Here is a 12985-nt window from a genome sequence, read left to right as displayed (position 1 = left end):
GGCATCCTAAGCGGTCACCGCAGCGGCGCCACCGCGCCCCCGTCGCGCAGCCGGCCGCTCAACCGGGCCCGGGCGCCCGGCGGTGCGGGCCAGAACGCCGTCGGGCCGGGCTCGGTGCCGTGGACGCCGCCGGCCGCCGTGATCGACGCGACGTCCTCGCTGCCCGCGGCGAGCGCGTACCACGCGCCGCTCGCGGAGCGCCACAGGCCGCCCGCGAGGGCGTGCGGGGAACGGGGGCCGCACGCGGGGGAGTCCTCGGCGCGGCCGACCACGGCCGCCTGGGCCGCGGGCCGGGCGCCGGGGGGCTGGAACTGGGCGAGGACGCGGCTGCCGGCGCCGCGCCAGGTCTCGGCGCGGGTGCAGTACCAGTCGCCCGTCCCGGCCGCGCCCGGCAGCCGCTGGTGGGCGAAGTGCCAGAGGTTGACCGCCCGTACGCCCTGCGAGCGCAGGGGCTGGAGCCGGCAGGCGGTGTGGGCCCAGGCCCCGGGGGAGGAGGCGGACGAGCCCGGCGCGCCGGTGGTCAGACGGGCCGGGACCAGCTCGCCCAGGTCCGTCGCCAGCCGCGGGCCGAGCTGGAGGGCGGGCCAGGCGGAGCAGTCGCCCGCGGCGGCGGGGCCGGCCACGGGGTCGGTCACCCCGTCCGCGTCGCGGCGCAGGGGCCGCGCGGGCCGGCCGGGCGCGAGCAGGTCGCGGACGGCGGCCGAGGCGACCCAAGGGGCTGTCAGATAGCGGACGTTGCCGTCGGTCCGGCCGACGACGACGGCGGTCGCCGTGTCCGCGTCGGCGGCGTCCGTCCGGGCGAAGTCCAGCGCGGCCGCCCCCGCACCGCCGCCGCCGCGCGCCTCGGCGTAGCGGACGACGCGCAGCCCGTCGTGGAGGAGGACCACCACGGCGGAGTCGACCTCGCCCGCGTACAGGAGCTGGGGCGGGCCGGCGGCGGGGCCGGTGGGCGTGCCGGGCGTGGCGGTCACGTGCACGCCGGGGCCGGGGCGGGCCCAGACGGCCAGGGCGCGGCGCAGCAGCGCCGTGTCGTCGGCGCGGGAGCCGCGCGCGGGCCAGGAGGCGAAGCCGGGGCGGTCGGCGTGCTGCCAGCCGCCGGGCTCGGCGCGGGTCAACAGGCCGGGGTCCAGGGCCTGTTCGGCTGCGGCGTTGCGCGTGTAGGGCGGGGCGGCGGCGCCGTCGGGGCCGGGGCCGCCGGTGAGGGCGAGCAGCAGGGCGCCGCACACGGCCGAGGCGGCGACGGCGATCGCGGCGGCGCGGGTGCGGCGGCGGCGCTGCATGAGGTCGGTGGGCCGGGCCTGGAGCGAACAGGGGTCGAACTCCACGGAGTTGAGGAGCGTGCCCTCCCGCGAGCCGGGCGGGACGCGGATGGCCGTGGCCTCGGCGATGGCCGCGCCGGGGTCCTCGACCCCGGCGGCGTCGAGCAGGGCGCGCACCTCCCGGTCGGCGCCCAGCTCCACGGCGCGCAGCACGAAGGCGGCGCGGGCGGGGGCGGAGAGCCGGCCGAGGGCCTGGTCCAGGGCGAGTTCGTCGGCGCCGCCGGAGCGGGGGAACAGCCGCAGCCCCCACACCTGCGGTACGGGCGGGGGGAGTTGGCCGGGGCGCGGCAGGGCGAAGCGGCCGCGCGGCCGGGCCGCGTCGAGGGCGGCGCGCAGCACCCGCAGGCGGACGTAGGCGTAGCCGGGGTCCCCGGCCGGGGCGGGCTCGCCGGCCCCGGGCCGGGTGCGCGGCAGGGCGCGCTGCACGAGGGCGTGCGCGGTGAGGACTCGGCGGTGGCGGCCGAGGGCCGGGGGCAGCACGAGGTAGCAGAGGCGGACGAGGCGGGGGTAGTGCTCGATGAGCGCGGCCTCGGCCCGGTCGATGTCGATGACGGCGTCGGGGGCGGTGCGGGGGCGGGGGGCTGTCGCTTGCTGCTCCACGTCCGTAGAACGAGTGAATGGTGGGATGGTCACCTGCCCCCGCCGGGCGCGGACTACGCCACGCAGCGGGCCCTGAGCCGGTTCACCGCCGCGTCCGGCACGCCCAGTCCCACGCGGACGTAGCTCTCCACGGTGCCGTGCGTGCGCCGCATCTCCTCCAGGGCGGCGGCCAGGTAGGCCGGGCGCACGCCGAACAGGGCGTCGGCGAGGGCGGGGTCGCCGCCGGCGGCGGTGAAGCGGTCGACGACGGGCGCGAAGGCGGCCCGTACGGCGGGGGCCACCGCGAGGTACTCCTCCTCGGCGGTCTCCTCGGAGGCGCCGAGGAGGAGCAGCAGGACGGTGGCGGCCCAGCCGGTGCGGTCCTTGCCGGCGGTGCAGTGGAAGAGGAGGGGGCCGCAGTCGGGCTCGGCGAGGGTGGTCAGCAGCCGCCCGTAGGCGCGGCAGGCGGCGTCGGAGGTGACGAACGACCGGTAGGAGTCGCACATCAGCTTCTCCGCCTTGCCGCCGCCGAGGCGCTCCTCGGCGGCGGAGGGGCTGCCGAGGACCGCGTCGAGGCTCGCGGGCACGGGTTCGCCGCCGGGGCCGGCGCCGTCGGCCAGGACGTCCGCGACGATCAGCCGGGCGCCCCTCGGCAGCCGGTCGGGCCGGTCGCGCCGTTCGTGCTCGCCGCGCAGGTCCACCACCGTGCGGATGCCGAGCGCGGCGACGGCCGGGTCGGCCGTCGGATCGTGCCGGTCGAGCTGCCCGGAGCGCAGCAGCAGGCCCGGGCGGACGGCCGAGTTGCCGTGGAGCGCGACGCCGCCGAGGTCGCGGAGGTTGGTGATGGTCGAGGCGTCGAACTGCGGCATGCTGCGCTTCTCCCTTGTCGGCCTTTGGCGAGCTCTCGGAAGTTTTTTCCGCTTTCCACTTTTATTGTGGAGAACGGTAGCCGAGGCCGCGACGTCACCGGAGGGCGAGGGTCAGCCGCGGTCGAGATAGGCGAGGACGGCCAGGACGCGGCGGTTGTCGTCGTCGGAGGGCGCGAGGCCCAGTTTGGCGAAGATGTTGGAGGTGTGCTTGGCCACGGCCCGTTCGGTGACGACGAGCCGGTCCGCGATCGCCGCGTTGGAACGGCCCTCCGCCATCAGCTCGATGACCTCCCGTTCCCGCGGGGTGAGCCGGGCCATCGGCGCGTCCCGCGTGCGCCGGGCCAGCAGCTGGGCGATGACCTGCGGGTCCATCGCGGTGCCGCCGCCCGCGACCCGGCGCACGGCGTCGACGAACTGCTCGGCGTCGAAGACCCGGTCCTTGAGCAGGTAGCCGACGCCGCCGCTGCCGTCGGCGAGCAGCTCCTGCGCGTAGAGCTGCTCCACGTGCTGGGAGAGCACCAGCACGGGCAGCCCGGGCGTGGCCCGCCGGGCGGCCAGGGCGCACTGCAGGCCCTCGTCGGTGAACGACGGCGGCAGCCGGACGTCCACCACGGCCACGTCCGGCTTCAGCTCGGCCAGCGCCCCGGCGAGCTCCGGACCGCTCCCGACCGCGGCGACGACGTCGAAGTCGTACGCCTCCAGCAGCCGGACCAGTCCGTCGCGCAGCAGGAACAGGTCTTCGGCGAGGACGACGCGCACTCAGGGCTCCAGATCGGTCGGGGCCGTGCCCCCCGTGGGCCCGGTGCCCCCATTGTCGCCGCCCGGCGGCCGCGGCGGCGCGTCAGGCCGTCGCGAAGCCCGCGAAGTCTGGTCATGGGCCGGCTCTCTCACCCGGCGGCGGGGGCCGCCACGGCGCAGGGGACCTCGACGGTGACGAGCGTCGGCCCGCCCGCCGGGCTGCTGACGGCCAGCACGCCGTCGAAGGCGCCGAGCCGCCGCCCGACGCCGCGCAGGCCCGAGCCGAGCGCGGCGTCCGCGCCGCCGCGCCCGTCGTCGGTGACGACGGCGCGCAGCATGCCGTCCGCGTGGTGGAGGTCCACCCGTACCAGGGTGGCGCCGGCGTGCTTGACGGCGTTGGTCAGGATCTCGCTGACCGCGAAGTAGGCGGCGGACTCGACGGGTTCGGGCGCCCGGCCCGGCAGGTCCACCGTCACCTCGACGGGCAGCGGCATGCGCAGCGCCAACGCCCGTACGGCGTCGCCCAGTCCGCGTTCGGCGAGGACCGGCGGGTGGATGCCGCGCACCAGGTCGCGCAGTTCGGTCAGGGCCTCGGCGGAGTCCGCGCGGGCGGCGGCCAGCAGCCGCTTGGCCCGCGCCGGGTCCTTCTCGATCAGCGCCTCGACGGTGCCCAGGCTCATGCCCATGGCGACGAGCCGGGCCTGGGCGCCGTCGTGCAGGTCGCGCTCGATGCGGCGCAGTTCGGCGGCGGAGTGGTCGACGGCGTCCTCGCGGGTCTCCGTCAGCCGCTGGACGCGCTGTTCGAGTTCGCGTTCGTGACCGGGGTGGAGCAGCTGCCGGGCGAGGACGAAGCCGGCGCGCAGCAGGGCCGGGGCGGTGAGGACGCCGATGACGGCGAACGCCGCGCCCAGCACGGCCGCGAGGTTGGCGCTGGTCTGGCCGGTGATGTGGAGGAACGCGAACCACTCGTTGCCGCCGGCCTCGACGATCGGCCGCCACACGCCGCAGGCCAGGACGACGCCCCAGGGGAAGTAGAGGAAGAGGGCGGGCGGCAGGATCGCGAGCGCGAAGCCCGCGGTCATGTCGACCAGCAGCCACTGGAGGTCGCGCCAGGTCGCCCGGTCCTTCAGCAAGGCCGTGAGGCGCTCGACGTGCCCGGCGATCCCGCCGCGCTCCGGCAGCGGCCGGTACGGGACGGGGATGGAGACGCCGGACCACTCCAGGGCGTACAGCCGGCGCTGGTTGGCGTGGTGCCGCACGGCCTTGAGGGCGTACGGCGCGGTGAGGACGCCGACGCCGGCGGGGATGAGGGCGATCGAGCAGACGGCGAGCGTGAACAGCAGGACCGAGGAGACCAGCCCCCAGAGCGCGAGCCACAGCGACCTCGCCACGGCGTGCAGTGCTGTGCGGATCCTCATGGTGCGGTCTCTCCCGGTCGTGCGTGCCGGGAGCGTTTCCCCCGGGCCTCCCCCCAGTCTGCGGGGCGGGTGCGGCCGGGTCACGGGGTGTGGCCCGAAGGCCGGGGGTGTACGTGGGTACACCCCCGGGCGGGCCGGCGGTGTCAGACGCCGGACGGCGGCGCGTACTTGTAGCCGACGCGGCGCACCGTGACGATCGACTTGCGGTGCTCCGCGCCCATCTTGCGGCGCAGCCGGGCGACATGGACGTCGACGGTGCGGCCGTCGCCGACGTGGCCGTAGCCCCAGACGGTGGTCACCAGCTGGTCGCGGGTGTGCACCCGGTGCGGGTGCGCCACCAGGTGCGCCAGCAGCTCGAACTCCAGGTATGTCAGGTCCAGCGGCCGGTCGGCGACGCTGGCGGTGCGCTGCTCGGGGTCGATGCTGACCAGCGCGTCCCCGAGGCCGGGGCCGGGCGCGCCGTCCGCGTCCTCCGGGCCCGGCCGCTCGGCCGGTACGAGGACGAGGTAGCCGACCATCGGCGGCTGCCCGGGCAGGGAGGGCAGGGAGTGCGGGGGAGCGGGCAGCCAGGTGGCGCCGGGGTGCAGCAGCTCGGCGACCGGGGGCGCCTCGTCCGGGGCGACGGCCCGCAGCCGCTGGCGCCGGGGATCGGGGAGGCCGGTGGCGGGGGTGGTCAGCGTACGCAGGTTCGTCATGGAGGGCTCAGCTCTTTCGCGCGGGGGAACGTCGAAGAGGACGTGCGGTGCGCGGGCCGTTGGCCGGCATCGGTGCCGGCGGCTGACTTCGACGTAAGGGGTCAGCGGAAGAGGGGGGCCTGCGCGGGACTGCACGCGCGACAACACACCCGGTCGAAGTCGTGGTGCTGGCGGGACGGCCAGAAAGGCTCGAGGTCGTTGCGACCTGTCACGGTGTTCCGGTGGCTGCCCATGCCCCCATTGAAGCACGGGGCGCCTCGGGGCAGCAGGGCCTTTCCCGCGATACGGCCGGGGCGGTCCGGATGCCGGACACCCCGGGGAGGCCGGCCGCCGCCCCGCATGCGCGGGGCGGCCCGTCCCCCTAGCGTGGAAAGGGCCGGGTTCGTCGCATTCCGGGAGGTCCGCCATGGCCGGGCACACGCTCAAGGGCAAGGTCGTCGTCATCGGGGGTGCGTCGAGGAACCTCGGCGGGCTGGTCGCGCGGGAGATCGCGCCGGACGGGGCGAAGGTCGTCGTGCACTACAACAGCGACTCCTCCCGCGACAAGGCGGAGGAGACGGCGGCCGCGGTCCGCGGGGCGGGCGGCGAGGCGGTCACGCACCAGGGGGACCTCACGCGGGTCGCCGAGGTGGAGAAGCTCTTCGACACGGCCGTGCGGGAGTTCGGCAAGGTCGACTGCATGGTGAACACCGCCGGCATGGTCCTCAAGAAGCCGATGACGGAGACGACGGAGGAGGAGTTCGACCGGATGTTCGCCGTCAACACCAAGGCGGCGTACTTCATGATGCGCGAGGCCGCCAAGCGGCTGGAGGACGGCGGGAAGATCATCACCATCGTCACCTCCCTGCTCGCCGCCTACACCGGCCTCTACTCCGTCTACGCCGGCAGCAAGGCGCCCGTCGAGCACTTCACCCGGGCGCTGTCCAAGGAGCTCTTCGGCCGCCGGATCTCGGTCAACAACATCGCCCCCGGGCCCATGGACACCCCGTTCTTCTACCCGGCCGAGACGGACGACTCGATCGCCTACCACAAGTCGTCCGCCATGAACGGCGAACTGACGAAGATCGAGGACATCGCCCCGTACGTCAAGTTCCTGCTGACGGACGGCTGGTGGCTCAACGGGCAGACGGTCTTCATCAACGGCGGGTACACCACCCGCTGAGAGCGGTACGCGGGAAGGTCACCGGCGGCACCGCCGAAAAAGCCGGTGCCGGCCGTGCGCCGGAAGAAAGGGCTAGGCGGTCCGCGTCTTTTCCAGCAATTCCGCGACGATTTCCGCGGCCTTTTCCGGGGCGGGCAATGCCGGATGGCGCGTGGTCAGCCCGGAAAGGTCGACGGATTCGTGCCACTCCGGTTCGGGAACGTGATGGCCGTCCGCGCGGAGCTGCGCCACATTCCGCTGCACGGCCGGCTTGTTCCACATCGGCCCGCCCATGTGCGGGAAGAAGACGACGGGGAAGGTGGAGGAGAGGATCACCGTCGCGATGCGATTGGGGGCGGCCCCCGTGGCGGCGGCGGAGAGGATGTTGGCGGTGGCCGGCAGGACGACGAGGATGTCGTGGTCGGCGACCAGGCGGGAGGGCTTGTCGGTGGGCCAGTCGGCGGGCGCCTCCCCGTGGACGACGCGCTCGGCGCCGAGCCGCACGGTGTCCGGCGGGATGAACGAGGCCGCGGTGTGGGTCATGAGCACGGTGTACGTGCCGCCCAGCCGGGCGCGGAGGGCGTCGAGGTAGGAGGGCAACGCCGTCACGGCCACCGACCCGGTGGCGCCGACGAGGACGCGCGGACCGCCTGACGGAACGTCAGTCGCATTTGGCATGAGGGCAATGATGCACTGAGCACCGATTGGGTTCAACCACTCTGCGGGCCTTTTCAGTTGAGCGATCCGGCATGCGCGTACAGCGTGTGCCGGACCCCTCGTCCGTTGCGCGTCTACCCGGTGCCGGGCGTCGCCCAAACATGCGTGTACGCAGCTCAACAAGCGGCCCATAAAAGGAACTTGGGGTATCTGAAAAGGCGCCTTGGAGGGCCCCTTCCGGCCATCTCCTCAAGTGATCCCGATTTTTCGGCGAGTTCGCGATGCTCTCGCTCAGTGATCTTGTCATTGCGGTTTGTTGCACCTACGATACGAACACATGAAGTGATCTCGCCCGACCCCCGGGTCGGTTCGGCGGGAGAAGACACCAACGGCGCAGGCGGCCGTCGCCGCCCCGGCGCGCCGCCGTTCCACGGGCAGCCGCCCGAGCGTCCACCCGCACCCGCCCCGTCCCCGTCACGGGGACCGGCCCGCGCACGCAACGTCACGTGAAGCAGCACGCCATGCGAAGCACAGAGAGGCACGGGGACTTTGATGGAAGACCTTCTTGTCGAGTTACGGAATCGTCGTGTCACCCTTCGCCTGAACGGCGATCGCCTCGACATCGAGGCTCCTGACGACGCCCTGACGCCGCGGCTCCGCGCGGCCGTCGACGAGCACCGCGACGAGCTCGTCGCCCTCCTGCGGGGCCGGCCGCGGCCGGCGGGCCTGCCGGCCGCCCGCCCCGAACCCGGGCTGCGGGGCGACCCGTTCCCCCTCACCGACATCCAGCACGCCTACCTCATCGGCCGCCACCAGGGCCTCGAACTCGGCGGCGTGGCAAGCCACTACTACTACGAGTTCGACGGCACCGGCCTGGACGTGCCCCGCCTCTCCGAGGCGCTGCGCAAGGTCGTCGCGCGGCACGACATGCTCCGCGCCGTCGTCCAGCCCGGCGGCAGACAGCGCGTCCTGGAGCAGGTGCCGCCGTACGAGATCGCCGCCCAGGACCTGCGCGGCAGGACGGCCGCCGAGCAGGCCGAGGCCCTCGACCGCGTCCGCGGCGAACTCGCCGACCAGGTGCTGCCCACCGAGGAGTGGCCGCCGTTCGACATCCGCGCCTCGCTCCTGGACGAGGACCGCGTCCGGCTGCACCTGAGCATGGACCTCCTCTTCGTGGACGTCCGCAGCCTGTTCGTCGTCCTGGACGAGTGGCGCCGCTTCTACGACGACCCCGCCTGGGAGCCCGAGCCCCTCGAACTCTCCTTCAGGGACTACGTGCTGGCCGAACAGGCCCTGGAGTCCGAGGCCCTCGGCAAGAAGTCCGCCGACTACTGGCTCTCCCGCGTCGACGAGCTGCCCCCCGGCCCCGACCTGCCCATCGGCACCGCCCCCGAGCGCCTCGGCAGGCCCGCCTTCACCCGGCGCCGCGCGGTCCTCGCGCCCGAGCGCTGGGCCGCGCTGTCGGACGCGGCCCACCGCCACGGCCTGACCCCCGACAACCTGCTGCTGGCCGCCTACGCGGAGGTGCTGCGCACCTGGTCGCGGCGGCAGGAGTTCACGCTCACCCTCACCCAGCTGCACCGTCTCCCGCTGCACCCCCAGGCGCAGAAGATCGTCGGCGACTTCCTCTCGCCCGGCCTGCTCGCCGTCGGCGGCACCGCCGGGGAGACCTTCGCCGAGCGCGCCGCCGGCCTCCAGCGGCAGCGCCTCGCGGACCTGGCCCACTCGGCGTTCGGCGGCATCCGCGTCCTGCGCGAGCTCACCCGCCGCCAGGGGGACGGACGCAACGTGTCGATGCCCGTCGTCCACTCCAGCATGCTGGGCGCGGAGGGCGACGCGGCGACCGCCGACGCCCTGCGGCTCTTCGGCGACGTGGCGTACGGCATCAGCCAGACCCCGCAGGTCTGGCTGGAGAACCAGGTCACCGAGGAGAACGGCGAACTCGTCCTCACCTGGAACGCGGTGGACGGCCTGTTCCCCGAGGGCACCCTGGACGCCATGTTCGACGCCTACACCACGCTCCTCGGCGGACTGGCCGAGGGCGAGGAGGTGTGGTCGGCGGCCGGCGGCGTCGTCCCGCTGCCCGCCGAGCAGCTCGCCGAGCGCCAACGGGCCAACGACACCGCCCGCGACATCCCGCCGGCCCTGCTCCACGAGCTCGTCGCCGCCGCCGCCCGGCGCACCCCCGACGCCGTCGCCGTCCTCGCCGGCGGCACGGAGACCACCTACCGCGAGCTGACCGAGGACGCGCACCGCCTCGCCCGCCGCCTGCGCGAGGTCTGCGGCGCCGAGCCCAACACGGTGATCGCCGTCTCGACACGGCCCGGCCCCGGCCAGATCTCCGCCCTGCTGGGCGTCCAGCACGCGGGCGCCGCCTACGTCGCCATCGACCCCGAACTGCCCGAGCAGCGGCGGCTGAAGCTGCTGCGCCAGTGCAAGGCCAGGGCCGTGGTCACCGAACCGGCCCTGCGCACGGAGCTGACCTGGCCGGACGGGGTCGAGCTCGTCACCCTCGACGACGCGGCCACCCGCGCCCAGGACGCCGGGCCCGTCGAAAGCGCGCAGGGCGTCGACGACCTCGCCTACGTGATCTTCACCTCCGGCTCCACCGGTGAGCCCAAGGGCGTGATGATCTCGCACCGCAACGCCGCCAACACCGTCCAGGACATCAACGACCGCTTCGCGGTGACCGGTTCGGACCGGGTCCTGGCCCTGGCGCCCACCGGCTTCGACCTGTCGGTCTACGACATCTTCGGCGTCCTCGGCGCCGGCGGCGCGATCGTCGTCCCCGACCCGAAGCGGGCCAACGACCCCGCGCACTGGACCGAGCTCATCGACCGGCACGGCGTCACCGTCTGGAACAGCGTGCCCGCGCCGATGCGCATGTGGGTCGAGACCATGACCGACGCCGCGCCCGGCAGCGGTGCGAGCCTGCGGCTGGCCCTGCTCAGCGGCGACTGGATCCCGCTGGACCTGCCCGGCCGGCTCCGCGAGCGCTTCCCCCGGCTGCAGGCCGTCAGCCTCGGCGGCGCCACCGAGGGCTCGATCTGGTCCATCCACCACCCGATCGGCGAGGTCCCGGCCGACTGGTCGAGCATCCCCTACGGCACACCGCTGGCCAACCAGGTCTTCCACGTCTACAACGAGTGGCTGGAACCCTGCCCCACCGGCGTCACCGGCGAGCTCTACATCGGCGGCACCGGCGTCGCCCAGGGCTACTGGGCCGACCCGGTCCGCACGGCGGAACGATTCATCACCCATCCCGCCACCGGCGAACGCCTGTACCGCACCGGCGACCTGGGCCGCTACCGGCCCGGCGGCACCATCGAGATCCTCGGCCGCACCGACTTCCAGGTGAAGATCAACGGTTACCGGGTCGAACTCGGCGAGATCGAGGCCACCCTGCTGCGCCAGGAGGGCGTCCGCCAGGCCCTGGTGACCGCCCCCGCCCACCCGCGCACCGGCCAGCGCCAGCTCGCCGCCTACCTCGTGGTGGACGAGCCGGGCGCCGCCCACCTCGACCCCGCCGCGCTGCGCGAGACGCTCGCCGGCGACCTGCCCGGCTACATGGTGCCCACCCACTACCTCACCCTCGACGCCGTGCCGCTGACCCCCAACGGCAAGGTCGACCAGGGCGCCCTGCCCACCCCGTGGAACGAGGCGGAGGACGGCGACGGCCGCGTCTCGCCCCGCAACGCGATCGAGGAACGGCTGCTGACCCTGTGGGCCGAGCAGCTCGGCCACGCCGACTTCGGCATCGAGGACGGCTTCTTCGACGTCGGCGGCGACTCCCTGCACGCGGTGGGCATCATCGGGCACCTGCGCACCGAGTTCGGCATCGACGCCTCCGCCGAACAGGAGGTCATCGAGGGCCTGTTCATGAACGCGACCATCGCGGACTTCGCCGAGATCATCGTCTCGATCAAGGAGGCCGGCGCATGAGCACCGACACCGTCTGGGACTACGTGATCGTCGGCGGCGGCTCGGCCGGCACCGTCACCGCCACCCGCCTCGCCGCCGGCGGCGAACGCCGGGTGCTCCTCCTGGAGGCCGGCGGCGACCAGCCGTCCCCCCGCGAGAGGACCCACCCGCTCGCCGACGCCAGCCGGCTCATCCTGCGCGACTACAACTGGGACTACCTCGCCAACCTCCGCGGCAGCAGCCGCCTGGAGGACCTGGTGGCCGCCGGCCCCGAGGGCCGCGCCGCCGTGGCCGAGGCCAACGCGGCCAAGGTGCCCAGGGCCCTGTGGGGCCGCTTCCCCTACCAGCTCGGCAAGGTCATGGGCGGCGGCTCCGCCGTCAACGGCGCCATCGCCCTGCGCGGCCTGCCCCGCGACTTCGACGAGTGGGTCCGCCTCGGCAACCCCGAGTGGTCCTGGGAGCACGTCCTCCCGTACTACCGCGAGATCGAGTCCGACCCCGGCATGCCCACCGAGGCCCACGGCGACAGCGGCCCGGTGCCCATCCGCCGGCCCGTCCGCGACCGGCTCCACGTCCTCGACGCGGCCTTCCGGGACGAGTGCGTCGCCCTCGGCCTCACCGAGCTCGACGACCTCAACGGCGGTACGGAGACCGGCGTCGGCGTCATCCCCAGCAACGCCGTGGACGGCGAACGCATGGACACGGCCACCACCTACCTCGCCGGCGCCCGCCACCTGCCCAACCTGGAGATCCGCACCGGCACCCGGGCCACCCGGGTCCTCTTCGAGGGCACCCGCGCCGTCGGCGTCGAGGTCCTCTCCGAGGGCCACGTGACGACCGTCCGCGCCGCCAACGTCATCCTCAGCGCGGGCGCCGTCGGCACCCCCGTCGTCCTCATGCGCTCCGGCGTCGCCGCCGCCGGGCTCAGCGAGACCCTGGGCGTCGACCCCGTCGTCGACCTGCCGGGCGTCGGCGAGAACCTCGTGGACCACCCCTCCGTCGTCATCTGGTCCAAGCCCAGGCCGGGCGTCTGCACGCCCGGCCTGCCCTGGCGGACCGTCGCCGCCCGCATGTCCAGCGGCTTCGACGACGACACCGACATCCAGGTCGGCCTGCTCAACAACGTGGAGAGCGGCACCGTCCCCGGCTTCGTCGACCGCCTCGGCTGGCCCATGGTCGTCGGCATCTCCGTGATGCTGCTGCGCCCCGCCTCCCGCGGCCGCGTCTTCATCGAGGACGCCGGCCCGCACGCCACGCCCGTCATCGAACTCGGCCTCGGCACCGACCCGGAGGACGTCGACCGGCTCTGCCACGGCGTCCGCAAGGCCTGGGGCATCCTGCGGAAACCGGGGCTCGCCGACCGGTTCGAGGAGACCCAGTTCTGGACCGACACGATGGTGGCCAATGACCGCATCCTGCGCAGCGGGGTCAGGAACATCATGAACCCCGGCTGGCACGCGGCCGGTTCGTGCCGGATGGGGCCCGCGAGCGACCCGGCGGCGGTCGTGGACCAGGAGGGCCGCGTGCACGGCACGGAGAACCTGCGGATCGTCGACGCCTCCGTCTTCCCGTCCATGCCCAGCGTCCCGACCAACCTGACCACCATCATGCTGGCCGAGCGGATCGCCGGGAGCACGAAGGAGTGAGC

The 12985-nt window shown here is 74.3% G+C and carries 9 protein-coding genes; 3 read left to right on the top strand and 6 right to left on the bottom strand.

Features of this window, described 5'->3' with window-relative positions; translation table 11 throughout:
• Nucleotides 1-14: 14 nt before the first annotated feature.
• The 5 genes from AC230_RS09175 to AC230_RS09155 form a co-directional block, all read right to left on the bottom strand.
• The gene (locus AC230_RS09175) at nt 15-1919 is read right to left on the bottom strand and encodes a hypothetical protein (RefSeq protein ID WP_049715574.1); all 1905 of its coding nucleotides are present in this window, start codon (nt 1917-1919) and stop codon (nt 15-17) included.
• A gap of 53 nt (nt 1920-1972) precedes the next feature.
• The gene (locus tag AC230_RS09170; protein ID WP_049715573.1) at nt 1973-2767 is read right to left on the bottom strand and encodes a tyrosine-protein phosphatase; all 795 of its coding nucleotides are present in this window, start codon (nt 2765-2767) and stop codon (nt 1973-1975) included.
• Between the two features lie 111 nt (nt 2768-2878).
• The gene (locus AC230_RS09165; protein ID WP_049715572.1) at nt 2879-3526 is read right to left on the bottom strand and encodes a LuxR C-terminal-related transcriptional regulator; all 648 of its coding nucleotides are present in this window, start codon (nt 3524-3526) and stop codon (nt 2879-2881) included.
• Between the two features lie 128 nt (nt 3527-3654).
• Complete coding sequence (locus tag AC230_RS09160) at nt 3655-4923, bottom strand: sensor histidine kinase (protein ID WP_049715571.1); 1269 nt, start codon at nt 4921-4923, stop codon at nt 3655-3657.
• Between the two features lie 143 nt (nt 4924-5066).
• Entirely contained in the window at nt 5067-5618 is a 552-nt protein-coding gene (locus tag AC230_RS09155) for a winged helix-turn-helix domain-containing protein (protein ID WP_049715570.1), read from the bottom strand.
• 406 nt (nt 5619-6024) lie between these two features.
• Between AC230_RS09155 and AC230_RS09150 the strand changes: the two genes are divergently transcribed.
• Nucleotides 6025-6780 carry an SDR family oxidoreductase gene (locus tag AC230_RS09150; protein WP_049715569.1) on the top strand — a complete coding sequence of 252 codons (756 nt, stop codon included), beginning with the start codon at nt 6025-6027 and terminating at the stop codon, nt 6778-6780.
• Between the two features lie 72 nt (nt 6781-6852).
• Here the strand turns inward: AC230_RS09150 and AC230_RS09145 are convergent, their stop codons facing one another.
• Nucleotides 6853-7437, bottom strand: coding sequence for a flavoprotein (locus AC230_RS09145; protein WP_049715568.1), 585 nt, complete (start codon nt 7435-7437; stop codon nt 6853-6855).
• 531 nt (nt 7438-7968) lie between these two features.
• Here AC230_RS09145 and AC230_RS09140 point away from each other — a divergent pair.
• Together AC230_RS09140 and AC230_RS09135 are read left to right on the top strand one after the other, a co-directional pair.
• The gene (locus tag AC230_RS09140) at nt 7969-11358 is read left to right on the top strand and encodes a non-ribosomal peptide synthetase (RefSeq protein WP_078871081.1); all 3390 of its coding nucleotides are present in this window, start codon (nt 7969-7971) and stop codon (nt 11356-11358) included.
• Entirely contained in the window at nt 11355-12983 is a 1629-nt protein-coding gene (locus AC230_RS09135) for a GMC family oxidoreductase (RefSeq protein WP_049715567.1), read from the top strand. The genes AC230_RS09140 and AC230_RS09135 overlap by 4 nt, the downstream gene beginning before the upstream one ends.
• Nucleotides 12984-12985: the final 2 nt, after the last annotated feature.

It is taken from the genome of Streptomyces caatingaensis, assembly GCF_001187435.1.
Lineage (GTDB): Bacteria > Actinomycetota > Actinomycetes > Streptomycetales > Streptomycetaceae > Streptomyces > Streptomyces caatingaensis.
The sequence above is the reverse complement of the archived record's forward strand: the minus strand, read 5'-3'. Positions and strand labels throughout refer to the sequence as shown.